The organism is Belliella calami, from assembly GCF_022549695.1.
GTDB lineage: Bacteria > Bacteroidota > Bacteroidia > Cytophagales > Cyclobacteriaceae > Belliella > Belliella calami.
Map to the genome: position 1 here is coordinate 558,928 of NZ_JAKZGS010000001.1, position 22,999 is coordinate 581,926.

Here is a 22,999-nt window from a genome sequence, read left to right on the forward strand (position 1 = left end):
TTTCACCAAGGTGAATTTTATAAATTTATTACTCTCCTTTAAACTTAAACCAAGTTTAATTCTCCTGAGGTGAACTGGCTTTTTTAAGGTCAAACACTATTCAATCAAACGCAACTTTACCTTTGACATAACACCAAAACAGCAAAGTCATTTGGAAAGAAGAAAAAACAACCCGCTTCTTGAAGCGGCCAATTTTACATCTTTCAAACGTTCCAATCTTAAAAACCCTATTCTTGTAATCTACCAATTTTTCAATTCTTTAATATTTCCTACCCTTCCAATTTGTTTTGGAAGGCCAAAAATAATAAAGTATCGTCGCCCAAGCTGTAAAAAGATAATATATTTCAAATGCTATTAAATGTTTTAGGATGATTCTTTGGTTCATTTTCTTTTTCATCTCATAAATGAAATAAGACTGTAAAGACCATTTTAGAAACCAAAACAACCACCCAAGAAAAATATAATTATAAATCAAAAGCAAAACAAGTGGCAAAAACAAAGCCTGGAGTGCCAAAAGTATTTTTATTGTAATGGGCAACTTCATAGCTCCATTCATCCATCTTTTACGCTGCTCTAGGAGGCTCGAAAGAGTTGGTTGCGCTTTGGTTTCTATCAGATTCTCTTCGCATATTTGATGATAACCATAAAACCCCTCTGTCTGAATAGCAGAAGCTATTGTAAAGTCTTCTGTCAAGGAGAAAGGAATTCCTTCGAATCCTCCCACAGCATTGTATGCCTCTTTTGAAACAAGCATATTATTCCCCATAGAGGTGACAGATAGGCCAATATCAGACAAGACTTTCAGCATTCCTAAAGTGAAAGTCCAATCTACATCCTGTAATGTTGAAAGCATTCCTTCGTGCTTCACTGTAGTAACACCAGTGACAAATCCAGCTTCGGCATTCAAAGCCGCCGAAACCATAATGGTAGCCCAAGTACTGGGAACTTTACAATCAGCATCTGTGAACAACAACAGGGAACCCGTTGCTTTATTGATCATTTGGGAGAGTGCATTTGCCTTGCCATTCATCTTTTTTGGCCCACGGTTTTCTTCTACGCTATAAAATTCAGCATAGCTCTTACCTGCTACCCATGATTTTAGAATCGAAGCTGTTTGGTCTGTACTGTTGTCATCCCCCACTATTATCTGCAGCTTATTTTCTGGATAATCCAAAGCTTCCAAAGCTTCCAAACATCTAGGTAGATTTATTGCTTCATTTCTACAGCTAACCAAAATTGTGATCGACGGAAAATCCCTTCCCTTACCTTTTGAATAATTCTTGAAATTTGTCCTAAGAAGAATTCCCAAAAATAAATTTTGGGAAAGAAGAAGCATTACACCAATTATTTCTAATGCTATCATAGAAGATCAGTTTCAAAACCAGAATCCTTAATATATCGCAAATAATCCACCAAAATTTCTTTCAATACAGATTTGGTCTTAATCTGATCATGAAAAACAACAATAGAGCCATTTTGGGAATATTTTATAGTCTTTTCAAGACATTTCTGGCAAGATTGGTTTGGATCATAATCCCCTGAAAGGACATCCCACATCACAACTTCAAACTCAGGACTCAGGGCTTTGAATTGGTTTTTGGTAATTCGACCATATGGAGGCCTAAAAAGTCTAGATTCCAATCCCAATTCATCATTCAATACTTTTTGACAACAAAAAACATCGTGGATATATATATCCGTAGGAGTTTTGTACCCATTAAGATGGTGATATGTATGGTTGCCAATTCCGTGTCCATTTGCTACTATTTGCTTTGCCAAGCTAGGTGATTTCCTGACATTGTCCCCTACTACAAAAAACGTAGCTTTCATACCAAAGCGATCCAATTGTTCCAAAACGAATTCCGTCACCTCTGGAACTGGCCCATCATCAAAAGTTAAATAAATCTTTTTCTTTGACCTGTCTTTGTGCCAAGTATAATGCTTGAAAAGCTTAGGAATCAAATCTGGCACATGATGAATCACCATAATTCTACTGAAATCTTAAGCTCATTAAAGTAATATCATCCATCCTATCCACACCATTTGAAAAAGCTTCGAGCTCCTTGAAAAATGCTATGTGAAATTCTTCAGGATCAACACAAACTTGTTTCTTTACAAATTTCCCAAACCTTTCGTCTCCATACTCTTCATCTTTGTCATTGAAGTTTTCTGTCAATCCATCGGTATACAAATGGATACTGAAACCTTTCAGATGAGACCGCTTACCTATTTCCAGAAAAGGCAAAGAATCAAAAGCTCCCAAAATAGTCGTCCCAGCTTCCAAGATCTCGCTTCTCCTTTCTCCTTCCCAATAAAGTATTGGTGGATTGTGGCCTGCATTCACATAGTTCAACTCCCTAGTTTTGTAATTGTATGAACCCAAAAAGAAGGTAATAAACCTTTCGCCGGCAGTATTTTCAAAAATGGTATAATTCAATTGCTCTACGATCATTTTCAGATCAGAAGAACTTCTCAGCAATGTCCTCAAGGCGGCTTGAAAATTAGACATCAATAAAGCTGCAGGCATTCCTTTGCCAGAAACATCTGCTATGCAAAAAAACACTTCGTCTTCTGATTTTTGGATCAAATCGTAATAATCACCACCTACTGTAGAATGTGGTATATAGGTTACTTTTGCTTTGAGTTTACCATTCTGGGGGAGATTTGCAGGAAATAACATCCTTTGCACACTAGAAGCTATTTCCACCTCTTTTTTCAACCGCTCCTGCTCCAATTGTCTCCTCGCAAACCGCTTGTTTTCAAGCGCAACCACAAGAATATTAGTCAAAGCTTGCGTAAAATCAAGATCCAACTCAAGCGACTCATCTTTTTTCATCAAAAACAAGATCGCCAACATTTTCTCCTTGTGATAAACAGGCAAATAAGTCTCCAGTTCATTAAACGAAAAACCTTCGTCAACTATGATATTCAACTCTCCTGTCTCTTTATTGTCTTTTACTTTTTCCAGTGGAATTAAGTCAGGCACTGCACCTTTTATACCATGGGAGATATTTTGTCTGTATCCTTCGTGGTCAACCACATAAAGCAAAAGTGATCGGATATTGAGATGTACCAAACAGGTAAATTTGAAAATATTCAATAAAACCGATGACGTTTTATTTTCATTGATCGCCTGCGTTATTTCTAACAAGGCCTTAAGTTCAAGTTCTTTGCGTTGATATTTTACTGTTTCTGTAGTCAATGGATTGTTCAAATAGAATTGTGATTCATTAGCCCCTTTTTGGTAGCTAAGTAATAGTATGTTTTGCCTGATTCTTTTAAACTGCTGATCTTATCAAACACCTCTTCGTCAGGCTTATAGAGACACTTGATATAATCCTTGTCCAATAAAGACTGCAAGTTAGCCAAAAGCAATTCCTCTTCCCAACCTAGGATATCTTTTAAATAATCAAAGTGCTGTACAAAGTATAACTCGTCCAATAAATCAAACTCTTCTTCTGTCATAATAGTGTGGAATATCAGCTAATTTATAGTTTTTAATGGTGGAATTTTATTTTGCCCGCAAATGGACGGAAAATCTAATTATATTTCTCCAAAGTTAGCAATCTCTTTTGAATTGTGTTTTGCAAAAATCAAAACTTGAGGGAACAGTTGATTAGATATAAAAACAAAACGCTTATAAAAATGACAGATCTTGGAAAGGCCTCATTCGTCATCAATTAACAAAAAGTTGCAGTCACAACAACTTGCCCTCTTTTATGATTTACTTAAAAGCAATAAATCATCATATTTCCCAAAACCGTAAACCTATTTCAGTTCACACTCCTCCCTTTCCACTCAAACCTTCCTTTGATAGCTCCAATTGCAGTTTTTAAAACATAAATTGGATGAATCAAGCTGGTGATAAAAAAATCTTTAAAACTTAATCTAAGCCCATATGAATCTGTGACCTTTTTCAACACAGAATATTCAATACCAATCTTCAATATCCAAACAACTAATAAAGCCAACAGCCCAAATTTCCCTTCGAAAAAAGGAAGAAATAAAGAACTAACCCAAAGCAACTGATAACAAACAGGAACAGAAGAAAAAACCGAATGTATCAAGGAGTGTGACTTCCACTTTGATGCCCATCTAATCCTCTGGGAATAAAGCTCAGACCAACGGGTTAACGAATTTGTGAATACAAGATTTTTAAAACCCTCCAAGTAAACTAAAGCCTTGGGGTCATAGAAAGCAACTATTTTTTTCATTAGGAATTCATCATCTCCTGATAGAATTTCTTCATTACCAAAGTATCCATTCACACTCAGGAAAGCCTCTTTTCTATAAGCCAAATTAGCACCACTACACATCAATGGTGATTGTTTTTCAAAAGCTACCTTAGTCACCAATAAGATACTTGCCCATTCAATTTGTTGAAATCTCTGAAAAAATGAACCATTTTCTTTTGTCATTACTGGACCGGCTACAAATTGGATTTGTGGGTCTGAGAATGGCTTCAACATTTCAATAACCCATGATTCTGGCAACATACAGTCTGCGTCGGTAGTAAATATTACTCCTCCTGTAGCTGCCTCAACTCCATGTTTTAACGCTGATTTTTTCCCTCTTCCACTTGATTGGATAACTTTATGAATAAATTTTGGATTGGAGTGGTCAAGCAATTTTCCCAAGATCAAAGCTGAATCATCTTCACTATGATCATCAATCCAAAGAACCTCTAATTGAAAGAAATTCAAGTTTTCTATTGATTGAAAAATAATGGGCAAATTCTTCTCTTCATTTCTAAAAGGAATTAAAACAGACACCTTCTGATCAATAGGTGAGGGTATTTCGGATACTGCAGTTTTTCCCCATTTCCTTCCAAAGAAGAAAAGTGCAAAAACATAAACAAAGCCAATACTTAGGTAAAATATTACCATGAATTCAATTAAATTGCATCAATGAGTAAAGTAGAGAAAAAAGAAGGAAAGGAAAAAATAATTTTAGGCATAGATCCAGGAACAAATGTAATGGGCTATGGGCTGATTTTGATAGAAGGAAAGAAATATAGTGTTATTCAATTTGGTGTGATTCATTTGAAAAAATATGAAACCCATGAACTGAAACTCAAAAAGATCTTTGAGAGGGTAACTGGTATCATAGATGAATTCTTACCTGATTCTATGGCGTTAGAAGCACCTTTCTATGGTGAAAATGTACAATCCATGCTCAAACTTGGTAGAGCCCAAGGAGTAGCAATGGCTGCTGCCCTTTCCCGAGAAATTCCAATCACAGAATATTCCCCAAAAAAGGTCAAACAATCCGTAACTGGCAATGGAAATGCTTCAAAAGAACAAGTAGCTGAAATGATCAAAACTTTGCTTCAAATCAAAGAAATCCCAAAACTTCTAGATGCTACTGATGCTTTGGCAGTGGCACTGTGCCATCATTTTCACGATGGAAGAATCCAAACTAGAGGCAGAAATGCAGGATGGAAATCTTTTCTGGAAGAAAACCCTGACCGGGTAAAAGGCCTAAAATAAATCTACAAAAAAAAGCTGCCCAATTTCCATTGGGCAGCTTTTTTGATCAAATATTTTTTTTTTCAAACTACTCAGATTAGAAACTATAACCTAAAGAAACTTTGAAACCTCTGTTATAGATAGCTGCATTCGAATCTTTGAACACTGGAGAGGTACCGAAATCATAACTTCCCTGGATATTAACTCCTTTTGGAAGATTATAACCCAAACCTACTACAAATCCCAAATCTGTTTTGGTGATTGCGTCTGTGTCATAAGTGAAAGTACTTCCGAAGAAATCACCTTCGAACTTTGAAGACATCAAAAACGAAGCTTGTGGCCCACCGAAAATGTTTAATCCATCTGTAACATAAAGTCTAAGCAACAATGGAACATCAATATAATTCAAGATTGCTCTTGGATCGCCTATACCATCATTTTGAGTACCTTTTACAGAGAAATAAGCACCTGGCTCGAGGGCAATTCTTGAACCCAAGAATAGATTTGTGTAAACCCCTGCATGAAATCCAGCTCTGTTTGTGTAGTCATTGTTTGAAGCGTCTTCTCCTCCAAAATTGAAAAAGTTAACACCACCTCTAATACCGAATCCGCCAGCGGCATCACTTCTCTGGACGCTCTGTGCTTGAATTTCAAATGAAAATAAAGCAATAACTGCTAATAATAAAATTGACTTTTTCATAGTAAATAATAATTGGTTTGTACAAGGATACTTGTCCAAGATCATGCCAAAAAATTATGATTATTTAACATTGCGGTAGCAAACCAATACTATTAATCTACAAATCAATCACTTACTTTTTTATCAACATAGCTTGAGTTCATAATACTCAATGCCCCCATGTACTTCAGGCTAAACTTCACCAAATCCCCAACTTTATATCCTAAAGGATTCAGTCCCAGATTCAAGATAAGCATATCAGAACTTGCCCCTAATATCTCAAATTCACCATCTTCTGGTATAAGGTATTTAGGATCTACGTCAAGCAGTCCTATGTCCAAAATTGCCCGAAATGAGGATTTTCCATAGAGTGACTCATCTATTTCGACAATTTCACCTTGGGGATTTGCTGCCAAAGCTCCAGAGGGAAGCAATGGTTTTTCCTGCATTTCGATAATCTCAGCATTCAATTCAAAAACATCTCCATTCATCCCTTCTATGATTTTTTCTTCAAACAAATCAACACCGAAATATAGCGTTTCCCCAATTCGAAAATGGTTTACTCCTTTTGGCAACTGCTGATGTAGCATCAATGGAATAGTAACTGAGGTACCTGCAGAAACCCATGGAATCTCAATGTTGAACTTGAGTTCGATAATCTGTTTGTAAAGTGAAAGCTGAATAAGCTTGTCTGTAGAAGGCATGACACCGTTCAGACAATTGAGATTTGTTCCCAAACCAACTATTTGGATATTTGGCAATTCGAAAATTTTTGAATAAAAATCAATCAAATGGTCACCCATTACTCCTTCTCGAAGGTCTCCAGTTTCGACCATTATGATGATCTTGTGCTTCCTACCTTGTTTGACAGCCTCTTCGCTTATCCACCCAATTGTAGTCAATTCACTGTTGAGACTGACATCTGCATACTTCACCATTTTCTCAATGTTCCTTTTTGAAGCTGGCTTGATATATACGGTTTGGATTTCAGGATTAATCTCTTTTACCTTTGCAAGGTTGCTAATTCTTGAGTCGTGTATTTCTTTGACTCCCAGGTCAATCAGCTCTTTAAGATAAGCTCTATTTCCACAGAAAAGCTTAGACACAACACCCCACGAAATCTCGTTTTCCTCAAATAAGTTTTTGAGATAATCGAAGTTTTGTTTTAATTTTTCTCTATGTAAATTTAAGAATGCCATTGTTTTTTTTTATTTTGATAATCTCATCTCGAGATATTTATTGGTAAACCCAAGACTTTCATATAATTTTCGGGCAGGGTTATCTGGTTCGACATGTAATGCAATGTTTCCATTGGACATGTCAATTGCAGTTTTCATAAGTTTCTTACCTACTCCTTTTCCTCGCTGAGCTGCATCGACAGCTATATAGACCAAAATATTCTCAGGAATATATCCAGACATGCCAGTTCTGTTCATAATTACAGCTCCTACGATATTGCCATTTTCTCTAGCCATAACAGTAAACCCGCCTTTGTCGACAGCTTGATCTAATGCATAGTCAAGACATTTCATAATATCTACATGTGGATCTCCATATTGTTCTAAATGCGTGAATAAGAAGTCTGCAATTTCCTTTTTTTGTAAATAAGTCGCATTGTCTATTGCTGATAGTGTTTCTATACTTACCATTATTTGTAATTTTATTTCGAATTTTTCATTTTCTTAAACTTATATACTAGCAAAAATATTGCTAAAGAAGCAAAAACCCCGAAAAAATTTGGATCTAACTCCAATGGAAGGTTTACATTAGCTAAACCTAGACCACCAGTTACACTTCCCCCTACTATCATAGCTGCCAATGCAGCATCTGGATCCTTTTTCTTTGTAAACAAACCAAACAATACTGGAATCAAGAGTCCCGATACCATAAATGCATAGGAATAAAGCATCAGCTCAAGCACATTTGTCATTTGAAGTGCAACAAAAAGCGCTACAGCACCAAGGGCAAGAGTGAAAAGTTGGGAATACCTTATTTGGGTACTTTCGCTTTTTTCGTTGAGCCACTTGCCAAAAATATCAGTGCTCAAATTACCTGATGCTGCCATCAAACAAGAGTCCGCCGTGGATAATACGGCAGAAAAATAAGCAGCCATCATCAATCCCAAAAGTCCTGAAGGCAGAATCGTTCGTAATAAAATCGGCAGTCCCATTTCAGGATCCAAAGTCTCCAAATCAAAAATCAATAAATCTTGTTCAAAGGCAACTCTGGACAACAACCCAAGAGAAACACCCATAAATGCCATGATTGGCCATTCAAATAAACCGGCAATGAACCAAGCCTTTTTTGCCGATGCTACATCTCTACTTGCAAAGATCCTTTGGTACAAGGTCATTCCTATAAACCAAATTGGCAAAATCGTAATTCCCCAATTTGCAAAGTCTTGCCACCTTAAATTAGTTAAGGTAAAAAATTCATCTGGTAGTGTCTGCCTAATAACTTCCCATCCACCTACATGAAAATATGCAATTGGCAATCCTATAAATATAAAGCCCAACATCAGAATAATCCACTGAACTGTATCTGTATAGATAACAGCCTTCAAACCTCCCAAAACTGTATAAATAACTGCTATTGCTCCCATTATCCACAAGGCATGGTTGATATCCAACTCTTCGAATGTTCCTGATGCCAACTTTGCTCCTGCCAAAAGCTGTGAAGAGGTGAATCCCAGGTAACCTACCAAACAGATAACCGCTGCAACTATCCCAACTTTCCTATCAAAAAGGTGCTTGAAAATCTGGGGAAATGTATAAAAATTCGCAAAAGCGGGATCCTGTTTTACTCTAGGAATCAAAAAAACCGCTGCTAACCAAGCCCCTAACAGTCCAGTGAATAGCATCCAACTTCCTGAAAGTCCCATCACAAAACCTAAACCGCCTAATCCAACCGAGAACCCTCCTCCAACATCTGTCGCTACTACAGAAAGTCCAATATGCCAACTACCAATATTTCTTCCTCCGACATAATAATCATCTTGATTTTTATTCTTCTGCATGAAGTAGTATCCTACCCCAAGCATTATCAACATGTACCCGACAAATATGCCGAGGTCTATGTAATGCATCAGTCCCCTTTCTTTTAAATTAACAATTTTTTAAATAATGGTAATTTTCAAAGATACAGATAATTGATTTAGTCTAAAAGATAGAATTCATCTAATTTAAACAATACCCATATATTGAAAATTAAGATTTATATAATTATAAAAACACAAAAAAAAAAGCCAGTAAAACCGGCTTTTTAATTTTTCTATAATTTTTAAATGGTACACAGCTGAATATTAACAAAACCAAAAAAAGTACTTAACCTAAACACTTCCTAGTCCATCATATTCAAATACCTACTATCTTAAACGGTATCGCTACTCAATACTGCTGAGAAATATTCTCTGTTCATTCTTGCAATATTAGTAATACTGATTCCTTTTGGACATTCTGCTTCACAAGCTCCAGTGTTGGTACATGCACCAAAACCTTCGGCATCCATTTGAGCTACCATGTTTTCTGCTCTTATTTTCCTTTCTACTTGACCTTGTGGCAACAATGCCAATTGAGAGACCTTAGCAGAGGTGAAAAGCATTGCTGAAGCATTTTTACAAGCCGCTACACATGCACCACAGCCAATACACTGAGCTGCATCCATTGCCAAATCAGCGATAGACTTAGGGATTGGGATTTCGTTTGCATCAGGTACACCACCTGTATTTACGGACACATATCCCCCTGCTTGGATTATTCTATCAAAAGAAGATCTATCCACTACCAAATCCTTTAACACTGGAAAAGCTTTTGCTCTCCAAGGCTCGATCGTGATCACATCTCCATCTTTAAATGATCTCATGTGCAACTGACAAGTAGTCGTCTGCTGAGGACCATGTGGATTTCCGTTGATGTAAAGCGAACACATTCCACATATACCTTCTCTACAATCATGATCAAAATGAACAGGATCTTCTCCTTTGGTAGAAAGTTGTTCATTCAATACATCCAACATTTCCAAGAAAGACATATCTTCAGATATATCGGCAATTTTATATTCTTTAAATGCACCTTTGTCGGTGTTGTTTTTCTGTCTCCAGATTTTTAAGGTTAAATTCATAGCTCTGATGAGTTTAATACTTTGTTAAATTACTTGTAACTTCTTTGGGTCAACTTCACATTTTCGAACACAAGAGGCTCTTTGTTCAATTCTTCCTCAAGACCTTCACCCAAGTACTTCCATGCAGAAACAAAAGCGAAGTTTTCATCATCTCTTAGAGCTTCACCTTCTGGAGTCTGATACTCCTCACGGAAGTGACCTCCACAAGATTCATTTCTATTCAATGCGTCATCCACCATCAATTCTCCCAATTCTATGAAATCAGCTACTCTATTTGCCTTTTCCAAAGATTGGTTTAACTCTTCGTTTGCACCAAGAACATTCACGTTAGTCCAAAATTCTTTCTTCAATTCTTTGATCATTGCCTTGGCTTTGGTAAGTCCATCTGCTGTTCTTGCCATACCACAATAATCCCACATAATCTTCCCTAATTTCTTATGGTAAAAATCAACTGTCTTGTCACCTTTGATGCTTAGGAGTTTTTGAATTCTATCACTAACTTCTTTTTCAGCTTTTTTGAATTCAGGATGGTCAGTGAGAATTCTCTCAATTGGGTTTTGAGCCAAATAATCTCCAATAGTATATGGAGCTACAAAATAGCCGTCTGCCAATCCTTGCATCAATGCTGATGCACCGAGTCTGTTTGCTCCATGATCAGAGAAATTCGCCTCACCCAGTGCATACAATCCTGGAATAGTTGTCATCAAATTATAATCTACCCAAAGGCCTCCCATTGTATAATGAACTGCTGGATAGATCATCATTGGAACTTGATATGGGTTATCGCCAGTGATTTGCTGATACATATCAAACAAGTTACCGTATTTTGCTTTTATAGTGGCTTCACCATCTCGTTTGATAGCATCCCTGAAATCCAAGAAAACAGCTTCTCCCGTTTCATTCACACCTCTCCCTTCATCACAAACATATTTTGCATTTCTAGAAGCAACATCCCTAGGTACTAGGTTACCAAAAGAAGGATATTTCCTTTCGAGATAGTAATCCCTATCTTCTTCTTTGATATCGTTTACTTTTATTTGCCCTTTTCTTAATTTCTCTGCTGTCTCTACTGTTGCTGGCACCCAAACTCTACCATCATTTCTCAATGATTCAGACATCAATGTCAGTTTTGACTGATGATCTCCTGAAACAGGAATACAAGTTGGGTGAATTTGCGTGAAAGACGGGTTGGCAAAGTATGCTCCTTTTTTGTGAGCTCTCCAAGCTGCAGTGACGTTAGAACCCATAGCATTTGTAGAAAGGAAAAATACGTTTCCATATCCTCCAGTACAAAGTAATACTGCGTGTGCGCTATGAGATTCAATAGCTCCAGTGATTAGATTTCTTGTAACTATACCTCTAGCTTTCCCATCTACCATAACAACATCCATCATCTCAGTTCTAGGATAAAGCTTCACCTTACCATTAGCTACTTGTCTACTCAAAGCAGAATAAGCTCCTAGAAGTAATTGCTGACCAGTTTGTCCCTTTGCATAGAATGTTCTGGAAACTTGTGCTCCACCAAAAGATCTATTCGCCAAAAGCCCTCCATATTCTCTCGCGAAAGGAACTCCTTGAGCAACACATTGATCAATAATATTTACAGACACTTGGGCTAGACGATAAACGTTACCCTCTCTAGCTCTGTAGTCCCCTCCTTTTATCGTATCGTAAAACAATCGGTAAACTGAGTCACCATCATTTTGATAGTTTTTAGCCGCGTTGATCCCTCCTTGAGCAGCAATTGAGTGCGCTCTTCTTGGACTATCTTGGAAGCAAAATGCTTTTACATTGTAACCTAGTTCTGCCAAAGATGCCGCTGCAGAGGCTCCGGCAAGGCCAGTCCCGACTACAATCACATCATATTTTCTTTTATTGGCTGGATTTACAAGCTTTACATTAAATTTATGGTTGGTCCATTTTTCTGCCAATGGCCCTTCAGGTATTTTAGAATCAAGTATCATCGATTTGTTGATTTTAATTTCATTAATCAATTAACAATTTATTTGGCTACTAGTTTTGAAAAAACATAACCAAGGGTATCAACGCAAACAAAGCGGGTATCAAAATCGAAAATACTAATCCAACTTTTCTGATAAGCGGAGAATATTTTACATGATTCAATCCCAATGTCTGAAATGCGCTAGCAAATCCATGTGATAAATGGAATGCCAAGAACCCCATACTCAAAACATAAAATGCAACATAGAGAACATTACTATATGCAGCAGACACTATTGCGAATACATCCTTGAACTCAACACCTTCATAAGTAGTCATTGGTATTGAACCAAACTTCACTTCATAATAGAAACCTTTCAAGTGAACAAGAATAAAAATCAAAAGAAAAGTCCCCAAAATCCCCATATTTCTTGAAGCCCAAGTGCTGTTTGAGGAAGCTTTTGTGATTGAATAACCAACAGGTCTTGACTTTTTGTTATGTCTAGACAATATGATTGAATAAATAACGTGTATCAAAATGAAAGCAAAGTTCCCAATTGATACAACTTTAATAAAAGGATTGTTGGCCATAGTAGCTGCATATTTATTAAATGCTTCACCACCGTCTGGGATCAACAATTGAAGATTACCTGCTAAATGTACTACCAAGAATAAAATTAGAAATAATCCAGTGAGAGCCATCAATACTTTTCGGCCCAGCGTGCTATTTAAGGTCTTAGATACCCAACTCATATTTTTTGATTAAATGTAGAATGTTTACAGATTATACTTTGAGGTCAAATTTACATTCGGAAAGCTTAGTAAACAATCAAAGCGTCACCGTTTAAACTTATTTTAAAACGTTCTAAATAACCCTGAAAACAAGATAGAAACCCATAATTTTGACATTATTCTAACCAAGTGATTAATTTTATTGTTTGAATAAATGATAATAATTTCTACTTCGTTTAGTTATTTTCGTATATCTTGTAATTGTTAAGTCAGACATTCATGAAAATCAGATATTTACTTTTAATTGCCGTAGCTCTTTTGCTTGCAAATATCCACCAGGCATCTGCAACACATATTCGAGCAGGAGAAATAATTGCAGAGCGAGTTTCCACCCAAACGCTTACCTACAGAATAACAGTTGTAGGCTATACTGATACAAGATCAAATGTGATTTTCGGACCAGGGACAATAAATTTTGGTGATGGCAGAGAAGTCTCTCTCAATACTGAAAGTGATATTGTTTTGGTTGAGCCTTTGGGAAACCAGATTGAAAAAAACACTTTTGTAGTAACACATACTTATCAAGGGCCAGGTCAATATACGATTCGCTTCAAGGAATTCAACAGAAATGACAACACATTGAATATGGATAATTCTGTGGAGACACCTTTTTATGTGGAAACCATGATTAGAATTGACCCTTTTTTGGGCGTTAACAACTCGCCTGTTTTAACTATCCCGCCTGTTGATAATGGAGGTGTGAATATTAGATACATTCATAATCCAGGTGCTTATGATCCAGATGGGGACAGTTTGGCTTACATTATGGATATTCCAAACCAAGATTTCCAGAGAAGGGTAAATAATTATAGAAGCCCAGGAAGTAGCGAATTCAGTTTCAACAGGGAAGACGGTGGCACTCCGGCGTTTTTGACACTTGATGCCATCACAGGAGACTTGGTATGGGATGCTCCTGGATTGGCAGGACAATTCAATGTTGCATTTAAGATTGAAGAGTATAGAAAAATAGACGGACAGTTTAGGCTTATTGGGTATGTTATCAGGGATATGCAGATCATTATCGAAAACACAAACAACCAACGTCCTGAATTAATCCTCCCAGAAGACCTATGTGTAATAGCAGGAACAAATATTGAAGAAATCATCCAAGGTAGTGACCCTGATGGTGATCCAATTAAAATTGAAATTTTTGGTGGTCCTTTTGAGATTTTAACATCTCCTGCTACTTATAACCCAGAATCTGTATTTCAACCAAGCCCTGGCATTGTCAATTTCAATTGGCAGACTGTATGTAACCATGTTCAGGAAAACCCTTACCAAGTAAGAGTTAGAATTACTGACCAACCAAGCTCGGGGCCTGCCTTGGTAGATATAAAAACTTGGAATATTAAAGTCATCGCACCTCCTCCTGTAATCGATGAAATCGAACAGCTCCCAGGCAGATCTGTACAATTAAGTTGGGACCCATATTCTTGTGGAAATTCAGCAGAGACGATGCAAATATGGAGAAGATTGAACAGCGACCCATACGAGCCTGATTCTTGTGAAACTGGCATTCGTGCAGGATTTGAATTGATTGGAACGACAGATATGTCAACTTTTAATTTCTTAGACAACAATCAAGAGGAAGGTCTGTCTCCAGGAAACACTTATTGTTACAGATTAGTGGCTGCATTTCCATCTCCAAGATTGGGAGAAAGCATTGTATCCGATGAGATTTGCGTGACAATTGATGTTGACGTGCCGCTGATCACAAATGTAAGTGTAGAGGAAACTGACGATGAAAACGGTGAGATTTTTATCAAATGGACTCCTCCCTATGACATTGATTCAGAACAGTTCCCGGGACCATTTACCTATGAACTCATCCGATCAGAAGGATTTACAGGAAATCAAAATCGCACATCAATTTCAACAACCTCAGATACTGTGTTTACTGACTCAGGATTAAATACTGAAAATCTTGTTTACAACTATAAAGTAATCCTCAAGGAAGGAAATACAACCATTGATAGCTCAAGTATCGCTTCTTCTGTTAGATTAGACCCTGTGATCATCAATGAAGCAATTGAATTAAACTGGACATTTAATGTTCCTTGGAATAATGCTGTAGGCGAATTTAGGCACGAAGTTTATAGAAACAGAACTGACGCTGCTGCAGAAGACGCAGAAAATTTCACGTTGATTGCAGAAGTGGATGTTACTTCAAATGAATTCACCTATTTTGATGACGGTAGCCACAATGGAGTAACTCTCCAGAAAGAGATAGAATATTGTTATTACGTGATTACAAAGGGTTCATATAATGTCGACATCTTGACTTATCCTTTAGAAAACAAAAGTCAAATCACTTGCGCACGACCTGATGACAACAGTTTACCTTGTCCTCCAGTATTGACATTTGAAGGACCTGAATGCTCAACTTACCTGGAAGACAAACCTTGTGGAACTAGCCTATTTGAGCATGACTTAAGTTGGGAACCTGATTTTTCAGGAGATTGTGATAATGAATTAAGTAGCTATAGGCTATACTTCAGTCCTGAAGGAGAAGAGGGAACGTTCACATTGATCGAAACTTACTCTGCTTTGAACACTACAGGAATAATCACTGATCTTCCTGACTACAAGGGTTGTTACTATATCACAGCTGTGGATCGGTCAGGCAATGAAAGTGATCCTAGCAATATTGTATGTGTGGATAATTGTCCTTACTACGAATTACCAAACGCATTTACTCCAAATGGAGATGGGGTAAATGAGACTTTTATGGCTTTTGACAATCCATTCCCAAAATGTCCAAGGTTTGTTGAAGGTGTAGAAATATTCATTGTAAATCGATGGGGAGCTGAAGTATTTAGTTACAATAGCTTTACTGCAAACGAATCTGACATCTATATTAGATGGGATGGAAAAGATAAAAATGGAAAAGAGCTACCGGCAGGTACATATTTCTACAGTGCAGTAGTAAGGTTTGATGCTTTTGACCCAGCTCTCCAAGAGCAAAAATTAAAAGGAACAATCCAAATTATTAGATGAGAATTCAAGACAAATATAGTATTGTCCTATTTGATGGAGTTTGTAATCTTTGTAACAATGCAGTTGACTTTATAATTAGAAATGACAAAAATGACAACTTTAAAGTTGGTGCACTTCAAGACAATGCTGTAAAAAACATCCTTGTCGATTACAAGGTAAATAAAGATTATTTAGATTCTTTGGTACTAATTGAAGGAGAAAGTATTTATTACAAAAGCACTGCTGCCCTCAAGATTGCCAAAAAATTAGGTGGATTTTGGAAATTATTTTATGCAGGAATCATTTTACCTACTTCATGGAGGGATTCTATTTATGATTGGATTGGAAAAAATAGGTACAAATGGTTTGGCAAAAAAGAAACATGCAGACTACCTACTGAAGAAGAAAAAGCAAAATTTCTATAAAATTTAACATAGAACGATAAACCAATTTAAAAATGGATATTTCAAAAGTATTTGCAAATAACGAAAAGTGGATTGAGAGTAAGCTTGAAAAAGACCCTAATTATTTTAAAGAATTAGCAAAAGGCCAAAACCCAGATATTTTGTATGTAGGCTGCTCTGACAGTAGAGTTACTGCAGAAGACTTGATGGGAGTTCAGCCAGGTGAAGTATTTGTACACAGAAACATTGCAAATATGGTGATCAGCATCGATCTCAATGTGATGTCAGTTCTTAATTATGCTGTCGAAAATCTAAAAGTAGATCACATTGTTATTTGTGGGCATTATGAATGCGGTGGGGTTAAGGCTGCAATGAATGCTGCTGATTTGGGAATTTTAAACCCTTGGTTAAGAAACATTAGAGATGTCTACAGGATCCATCGAGTTGAATTGAATGCCATTGAAGATGAATCGAATAGGTATAACAGACTAGTTGAATTGAATGTCCAAGAACAATGTGTAAATCTTTTAAAAACAGCAGTTGTTCAAAAGGCAGTTCGCAAAAGAGGGATGAAAGTTCATGGATGGGTTTTTGATGTATCTAAAGGGAGATTGATCGATTTAAAATTAGATATTGACCATATTTTGAATGAGATTACCGAAATTTATGACCTTGGAGTATAACCACGAACTTAAAAAATAACAAAATAATGAAAAAAGCATATATTTTCCCAGGCCAAGGGGCTCAATTTTCAGGAATGGGGAAAGATCTATACGAGAATAATGACTTAGCAAAAGAGCTTTTTGAAAAAGCAAATGAAGTATTAGGCTTCAGAATTACCGATATTATGTTTGAAGGCAGTGATGAAGAATTGAAGCAAACAAAAGTAACCCAACCTGCGATTTTCCTTCATTCTGTTGTCTTAGCAAAAACTTCAGGAGATTTCAATCCAGACATGGTTGCTGGCCATTCTCTGGGTGAATTTTCAGCATTGGTGGCTAATGGAACTTTAGCATTCGAGGATGGTTTGAAACTCGTATACCAAAGAGCATTGGCAATGCAAGAAGCCTGCGAAATCAATCCATCAGGCATGGCAGCCATTTTGGGTTTAGATGATAATGTTGTGGAGGAGATTTGTAAAGAAATCCAAGGAGAAATAGTAGTTGCTGCCAATTATAATTGTCCAGGCCAGTTGGTTATTTCTGGTTCAAACAAAGGAATAGAAATAGCTTGTGAAAAAATGAAAGAAGCCGGAGCCAAAAGAGCCTTGCCGCTTCCTGTTGGGGGAGCTTTTCATTCACCATTGATGGAGCCAGCGAGGGAAAAACTCCAGGCTGCGATAGAAAATACTGTTTTCAACAATCCTTCTTGCCCAGTTTATCAAAACGTAAGCACAACTGGTATTTCTGATGTATCAGAAATCAAAAACAACTTAATTGCACAATTGACTGCACCGGTAAAATGGACCCAATCTGTCCAACAAATGGTGGAAGATGGTGCAACTTCTTTCATAGAATGTGGGCCTGGAAAAGTCCTTCAAGGCTTAGTAAAGAAAATCCATCGAGAAGCAGATGTGTCTAGCATTTGACAAAAGCCCTTAAATGGGCTTTTTTTATTCCACCTTAGAGACTTTACAAAAATCAGTACACCTATCCAAAAGCTGCTTGTTTGTAAGGTTAAATACGGGATGAATGAAATTAGGCAAAATTTCATCTAAAGGAACCAACACAAAACGCCTCTCAGCAATGTAAGGGTGAGGTACAATCAGGTTATGTTTGTTAATTATTTCGTTCCCAAAATAGAGAATATCAATATCCATGGTTCTATTTCCCCATTTGACATCCCTTTCCCTACCCAACTCTTTTTCTACCTTTAAAGCTATATCCAAAATATACTCTGCATCAAAATCAGTTTCAAATATCAATATTTGATTCAAATAATCTCCTTTTGATTTACCTCCCCAAGCCTGAGTTTCATAAACTGCAGATTTATCTTTTAACTGACCGATTTTAAGCATCAGCTTCGATTTTGCTTCAGAAAGTAATGCAATCCTATCCCCTACATTACCCCCAATAATCAAAATAACTTCCTTCATTTTTCATTTATTCGGTTGAAGATTCAACAATAAAGAAAAAAGCGGTATTTTAGGAGCTTAAATAAAAATAAATATGAAATTTCTAGGAAACGTATTAGCTGTAATCGTTGGGCTTTTGGTATTTTCAGTCTTGAGTTTCTTCATTTTGGCGGGAATTATAGCTATTGCTTCATCGTCAGATAGTGAAGTGAAAATCAAAGAAAATACTGTTCTTGTCCTGAATTTGGATGGAAGAAATATTGTAGAAAGAACTAGCGATGACGATTTTAACATATCCTCTATACCAGGTTTCAGTGCTGTTTCAAACGTAGGCTTGCTAAATCTTAAGAAGGCTATCAAAACAGCTGCAGAAAATGAAAATGTAAAAGGTATTTACCTAAAAGCAGGAATGGTCTTCGCAGGTCAGGCGATGCTTCAAGAGCTAAGGGAAGAATTGATCACATTCAAAGAATCCGGTAAATTCATTGTCTCCTACAGTGAAATCTATTCAGAAAGTGGCTATTTCTTAAGTTCAGCAGCAGATGAAATATACCTCAACCCTCTGGGAGGAATGGAATTTAACGGATTTTCTTCTGAAATCGTTTTCTTCAAAGGTTTATTTGAGAAATTGGAGGTAGAGCCAGTGATTTTTAGAGTTGGAGAATTCAAAAGTGCTGTAGAGCCATTTCTACTTGATAAAATGAGTGATGAAAATAGGCTTCAAACTAGTGTATTTTTAAATGATCTCAATGACTTTGCTATTACAAAAATATCAGAAAGCAGAGGTTTACCCTATGAAAGAGTTCAAGAAATAAACAGTCAAATGCTTGTTCGTAAGAATGCAGATGCGCTTGAATTGAAAATGGTTGATGGACTTTGGTACGAAGATCAAGTAAAAGAACTATTACGGGAAAAGCTGGGTATCGAAGAAGATGACGATATAAATTCCATAAATATCACTACCATCAATAAGTCTGCAAAAAGTAAGAATACACTTTCCAAAAATAAAATCGCAGTAATCATCGCTCAAGGTGATATAGTGAGTGGAACAGGCGAAGGAGTAATTGCTTCTGAATCTTTTGTAAAAGAGGTGAACAAAGCCAAAAAGGATGAAAATGTAAAAGCCATAGTAGTAAGAGTAAATTCACCTGGTGGTTCAGCCTTGGCTTCGGAAGTAATGTGGAGAGCTTTGTCAGAAGCCAAAAAAGTAAAGCCAGTAATCGCTTCTATGGGAGAGTACGCAGCATCAGGAGGATATTACATTTCAGCTCCAGCTGACACTATTGTTGCACAACCAAATACGATCACGGGTTCAATTGGGATTTTTGGTCTTTGGTTCAATGCAGAAGGTTTTATGAAAAACAAATTGGGCTTAACAACAGACGTAGTAAAAACGGGAGAATTTTCTGATTTTTTAAGTTTTTCCAGAAAACTATCAGATCTAGAAAAGTCAATCTACCAAAGCAATGTTGAAGAAGGATATGATACATTTATCTCAAGAGTATCTGAAGGCAGAAATATGAGCAAAGAAGAGGTATTGAATGTCGCATCAGGAAGAGTTTGGTCTGGAATTCAGGCTAAGGAAAATGGGCTTGTGGATGTTTTGGGAAATCTGGAAGATGCAATTGAAATTGCAGCAAAAAAAGTAGGCGTGGAAGATGATTATAGAATAGTATATTTACCACAAGAAAAATCATTTTTCGAAAGGCTCATGGCCGACCTCACTAACGATGTACAAACACGCTACATGCACTATAAGTTGGGAAGTTTTTACCCCGTATATTCCGAAATCGAAAGAATAAAAAAATACGAAGGTCTTATGCTTAGAATGCCCTATGATATTATAGTTGAATAAAAAAAGGAGCTTCGGCTCCTTTTTTTATTTCTTAAAATAATCAGTACTATTGTAACAAGACTTTCCAAGCATCTTCAACGTTGCCAGAATCCAATAATGACTTGGCATGGGTATGAAGATTGAACAACAAACTCTCTTGGTCATTTTGAAATCTTATTTTTATTTCTTCTATTTCAGGTCTATTTCCATATTCCCAAACTTCTTCATCAGATGGAAGCTTTTCTATATTCCCAAGTCTGCCTAAATTATTTCCAGTTAGAACTAGGCTATTCTTTACTATATCAGGAAGCTGATCTACTCCAATACCTTTATTTCTGAGAGGTTTAGGTATTTCAAATAATGATCCTTTTGTCACTCTACAGTACCAATTTCCTCCCATCCTTGCTACAGCTTCGAATTTAAAAGGATCAATGAGACCTTTTGAATCAAGTATCGCATCATCAATATGAGCCAAGACAACCTCACAAATAATCAAATTCCCAGCACCACCTTGGTCGCCCAAAGAGATTACTTCTTTTACAGTACATTCAAAAGATACTGGTGCTTCTTTCACCCTCGGAGGACTTATCTTCACAGATTTTGCCTCTGTTAGACCAGACTTAACAAACTCATTAACTCCTTTGTCATATTCCGTACTTGCCAATGACATTTGCTCTACCATTGAGAAATCGATTATATTTATCACTACCTCTTTCACATCATGAATATTCTCCAATGTGTGCTTGGTAGTATTATCTCGAACTCTTCGAGAGGGTGAAAACACCAAAATAGGCGGATTGGAACTGAAAACATTGAAGTAACTAAAAGGACTCAAGTTTACTTTCCCATCTTTATCAACTGTACTGGCAAACGCAATCGGCCTTGGAGCAATGGCACTTTGCAAATACGCTTGAAATTCCGAAGCATTTACAGAATTAGGATCAATTGTCATTATTTTTGGATTTAATTTATTAATTCTACAAGCCTAATTTTATCAAATTGTTATTCAATTGGAAAAATTAAAGAAAAAGCACATTTTTATTCCTAATTTTAAAATTAACAAAAATAAAACGCTACCCACAAATGAAAATTAAATTCTCACTGATTCTGACACTTTTATTGATCAATATCAATTTGACAATGTCCCAAAATTATAATTTTGCGACTTACAATATAAAATTTGACGATAAAAATGATTTGGAGAACCTTTGGAAGGACCGTTCAGAACATCTATTCAATTTGATAAAGTTCCATCAAATGGACATTATTGGAACTCAAGAAGGTCTAAAAAACCAATTAGAAGACATCAGCAAATCTTTAAATTTCCCATATGTAGGAACCAGTAGAGAAGAGGGTGGACAAAAAGGAGAATTTTCGGCAATATTCTATAACCCTACAAAATTCAACCTTTTGGAAAATAAAACTTTTTGGCTCTCCACAAGCCCAGATGTTCCATCCAAAGGGTGGGATGCTGCTTTGAACCGAGTATGTACTTATGCCAAATTTGAAGATCAAGGAGGCCAAAAATTTTATGTGTTCAATATTCATTACGACCATGTAGGTAAGCAGGCAAGAGAAGAAAGCAGTAAATTGGTAATGTCCAAAATAAAAGAAATCAACAATGAAAATTTACCCGTAATATTCATGGGGGACTTCAATGTTGACAAGGAAAACAACGCATACAAAGTAATCGTAAATAAAGGATTTAAAGATTCCAGAAATGAAAGCCAAACACCACACTACGGAGATTTAGGCACGTTCAATGGCTACAACTGGAATAAAACACCAGAAAACATCATTGACCACATTTTTATAAATGAGGGAATCACTGTTAATCGATATGGTATTTTGACAGATAATTATGGAAAAAAATATCCATCTGACCACTTCCCAGTACTAATTGAACTTTCATTTAACTGAATGTGAGGTTTCAAAAGACCTTGAATATTAGAACAGGAAACCTTTGAGGTTTCAAAAAACCTCAAAGGTTGGGGACAGTAAACCTTTGAGGTTTCAAAAACCTCGAAGGTTTTAGAACAGTAGTTCTCTCCTTATAATATAACATCATTACAAAAAACAAAAAACCTTAGAGGTTTGAAAAAAACCTCAAAGGTTAGGACAGCAAACCTTTGAGGTTTCAAAAAACCTCGAAGGTTTTAGAACAGTGGTTCTCTCCTTATAATATAACATCATTACAAAAAACAAAAAACCTTAGAGGTTTGAAAAAAACCTCAAAGGTTGGGGACAAGAAACCTTTGAGGTTTCAAAAAACCTCGAAGGTTTCAGAACAGAGATTGCCTTGATATCTTAGGGTTATTATAAAAAACAAAAACCTTCGAGGTTTGAAAAAAACCTCAAAGGTTGGGGACAGTAAACCTTTGAGGTTTCAAAAACCTCGAAGGTTTTCTTCCAAGTCTTTCCGCTAAACTTTTAAGTCTAAACATCCTTCATCACTCCGGTCAATTCAAAAAATCAATCCCATCACATAACTTTCCAACAATAAAAACCCTTATGCGCTCCTGCGTCTCTGCGTGAGCCATCTGCTCTACAGAAAATCTTTGCAATTCTGCATTCTTGTCTGGATAATTCTCTCTGGGGTGTAAACGCAAAAAAGCCAGTCTCGAATGCTATCGTGACTGGCTTTGAATAATGTGGCGGCGACCTACTCTCCCGTGCGCCGCGGCGTACCAGTACCATCGGCGCTGCAGGGCT

At 36.6% G+C, this 22,999-nt stretch carries 22 protein-coding genes; 7 read left to right on the top strand and 15 right to left on the bottom strand.

Annotated features, from left to right (window positions below; translation table 11 throughout):
- Window positions 1-259 precede the first annotated feature (259 nt).
- The 5 genes from MM236_RS02270 to MM236_RS02290 all read right to left on the bottom strand — a co-directional run bounded on the left by MM236_RS02270 (window position 260) and on the right by MM236_RS02290 (window position 4,886).
- Complete coding sequence (locus MM236_RS02270; RefSeq protein WP_241273308.1) at window positions 260-1,363, bottom strand: glycosyltransferase; 1,104 nt, start codon at window positions 1,361-1,363, stop codon at window positions 260-262.
- Window positions 1,360-1,986 carry a polysaccharide deacetylase family protein gene (locus MM236_RS02275; protein ID WP_241273309.1) on the bottom strand — a complete coding sequence of 209 codons (627 nt, stop codon included), beginning with the start codon at window positions 1,984-1,986 and terminating at the stop codon, window positions 1,360-1,362. The genes MM236_RS02270 and MM236_RS02275 overlap by 4 nt, the downstream gene beginning before the upstream one ends.
- Before the next feature lie 4 nt (window positions 1,987-1,990).
- Window positions 1,991-3,202, bottom strand: coding sequence for a PP2C family protein-serine/threonine phosphatase (locus MM236_RS02280; protein ID WP_241273331.1), 1,212 nt, complete (start codon window positions 3,200-3,202; stop codon window positions 1,991-1,993).
- Between the two features lie 8 nt (window positions 3,203-3,210).
- Window positions 3,211-3,465: a hypothetical protein gene (locus MM236_RS02285; protein WP_241273310.1), complete on the bottom strand. Its 255-nt coding sequence runs from the start codon at window positions 3,463-3,465 to the stop codon at window positions 3,211-3,213.
- Window positions 3,466-3,773: 308 nt separating this feature from the next.
- On the bottom strand, window positions 3,774-4,886 hold the full coding sequence (locus MM236_RS02290) for a glycosyltransferase (protein ID WP_241273311.1): 1,113 nt from the start codon (window positions 4,884-4,886) through the stop codon (window positions 3,774-3,776).
- 21 nt (window positions 4,887-4,907) lie between these two features.
- On the opposite strand from MM236_RS02290, the gene ruvC reads away from it, so the two are divergent.
- On the top strand, window positions 4,908-5,489 hold the full coding sequence (gene ruvC / locus MM236_RS02295) for a crossover junction endodeoxyribonuclease RuvC (protein ID WP_241273312.1): 582 nt from the start codon (window positions 4,908-4,910) through the stop codon (window positions 5,487-5,489).
- Window positions 5,490-5,565: 76 nt separating this feature from the next.
- On the opposite strand, the gene MM236_RS02300 is transcribed toward ruvC, so the two are convergent.
- The 7 genes from MM236_RS02300 to MM236_RS02330 form a co-directional block, all read right to left on the bottom strand.
- Window positions 5,566-6,168 (bottom strand): porin family protein, encoded by a 603-nt coding sequence (locus MM236_RS02300; RefSeq protein WP_241273313.1) that lies wholly within the window; start codon window positions 6,166-6,168, stop codon window positions 5,566-5,568.
- A 104-nt stretch (window positions 6,169-6,272) separates the two neighbouring features.
- Window positions 6,273-7,346: an alanine racemase gene (locus tag MM236_RS02305; RefSeq protein ID WP_241273314.1), complete on the bottom strand. Its 1,074-nt coding sequence runs from the start codon at window positions 7,344-7,346 to the stop codon at window positions 6,273-6,275.
- Window positions 7,347-7,355: 9 nt separating this feature from the next.
- Window positions 7,356-7,796 carry a GNAT family N-acetyltransferase gene (locus MM236_RS02310; protein ID WP_241273315.1) on the bottom strand — a complete coding sequence of 147 codons (441 nt, stop codon included), beginning with the start codon at window positions 7,794-7,796 and terminating at the stop codon, window positions 7,356-7,358.
- Between the two features lie 11 nt (window positions 7,797-7,807).
- Complete coding sequence (locus tag MM236_RS02315; RefSeq protein WP_241273316.1) at window positions 7,808-9,232, bottom strand: sodium:solute symporter family protein; 1,425 nt, start codon at window positions 9,230-9,232, stop codon at window positions 7,808-7,810.
- Window positions 9,233-9,516: 284 nt separating this feature from the next.
- On the bottom strand, window positions 9,517-10,266 hold the full coding sequence (locus MM236_RS02320) for a succinate dehydrogenase/fumarate reductase iron-sulfur subunit (protein WP_241273317.1): 750 nt from the start codon (window positions 10,264-10,266) through the stop codon (window positions 9,517-9,519).
- Between the two features lie 29 nt (window positions 10,267-10,295).
- On the bottom strand, window positions 10,296-12,230 hold the full coding sequence (locus tag MM236_RS02325; protein ID WP_241273318.1) for a fumarate reductase/succinate dehydrogenase flavoprotein subunit: 1,935 nt from the start codon (window positions 12,228-12,230) through the stop codon (window positions 10,296-10,298).
- 49 nt (window positions 12,231-12,279) lie between these two features.
- Window positions 12,280-12,960: a succinate dehydrogenase cytochrome b subunit gene (locus tag MM236_RS02330; protein WP_241273319.1), complete on the bottom strand. Its 681-nt coding sequence runs from the start codon at window positions 12,958-12,960 to the stop codon at window positions 12,280-12,282.
- A 258-nt stretch (window positions 12,961-13,218) separates the two neighbouring features.
- On the opposite strand from MM236_RS02330, the gene MM236_RS02335 reads away from it, so the two are divergent.
- The 4 genes from MM236_RS02335 to fabD are packed head-to-tail and all read left to right on the top strand — an operon-like array spanning window position 13,219 to window position 17,967.
- The gene (locus MM236_RS02335) at window positions 13,219-15,996 is read left to right on the top strand and encodes a T9SS type B sorting domain-containing protein (RefSeq protein WP_241273320.1); all 2,778 of its coding nucleotides are present in this window, start codon (window positions 13,219-13,221) and stop codon (window positions 15,994-15,996) included.
- On the top strand, window positions 15,993-16,400 hold the full coding sequence (locus MM236_RS02340; protein ID WP_241273321.1) for a thiol-disulfide oxidoreductase DCC family protein: 408 nt from the start codon (window positions 15,993-15,995) through the stop codon (window positions 16,398-16,400). The genes MM236_RS02335 and MM236_RS02340 overlap by 4 nt, the downstream gene beginning before the upstream one ends.
- Before the next feature lie 32 nt (window positions 16,401-16,432).
- Window positions 16,433-17,062: a carbonic anhydrase gene (locus tag MM236_RS02345; RefSeq protein ID WP_241273322.1), complete on the top strand. Its 630-nt coding sequence runs from the start codon at window positions 16,433-16,435 to the stop codon at window positions 17,060-17,062.
- Between the two features lie 26 nt (window positions 17,063-17,088).
- Window positions 17,089-17,967 (top strand): ACP S-malonyltransferase, encoded by an 879-nt coding sequence (gene fabD, locus MM236_RS02350; RefSeq protein WP_241273323.1) that lies wholly within the window; start codon window positions 17,089-17,091, stop codon window positions 17,965-17,967.
- Window positions 17,968-17,991: 24 nt separating this feature from the next.
- On the opposite strand, the gene folK is transcribed toward fabD, so the two are convergent.
- Window positions 17,992-18,474, bottom strand: coding sequence for a 2-amino-4-hydroxy-6-hydroxymethyldihydropteridine diphosphokinase (folK, locus tag MM236_RS02355; protein WP_241273324.1), 483 nt, complete (start codon window positions 18,472-18,474; stop codon window positions 17,992-17,994).
- Window positions 18,475-18,547: 73 nt separating this feature from the next.
- Here folK and sppA point away from each other — a divergent pair, with 73 nt between their 5' ends.
- Window positions 18,548-20,308, top strand: coding sequence for a signal peptide peptidase SppA (sppA, locus tag MM236_RS02360; RefSeq protein ID WP_241273325.1), 1,761 nt, complete (start codon window positions 18,548-18,550; stop codon window positions 20,306-20,308).
- Window positions 20,309-20,354: 46 nt separating this feature from the next.
- On the opposite strand, the gene MM236_RS02365 is transcribed toward sppA, so the two are convergent.
- A complete protein-coding gene (locus tag MM236_RS02365) occupies window positions 20,355-21,239 on the bottom strand; it encodes a flavin reductase family protein (protein ID WP_241273326.1) in 885 nt (294 codons plus the stop codon).
- A 131-nt stretch (window positions 21,240-21,370) separates the two neighbouring features.
- Between MM236_RS02365 and MM236_RS02370 the strand changes: the two genes are divergently transcribed.
- Complete coding sequence (locus MM236_RS02370; protein ID WP_241273327.1) at window positions 21,371-22,207, top strand: endonuclease/exonuclease/phosphatase family protein; 837 nt, start codon at window positions 21,371-21,373, stop codon at window positions 22,205-22,207.
- 539 nt (window positions 22,208-22,746) lie between these two features.
- Here MM236_RS02370 and MM236_RS02375 read toward each other — a convergent pair.
- A complete protein-coding gene (locus MM236_RS02375) occupies window positions 22,747-22,896 on the bottom strand; it encodes a hypothetical protein (protein ID WP_241273328.1) in 150 nt (49 codons plus the stop codon).
- Window positions 22,897-22,999 lie beyond the last annotated feature (103 nt).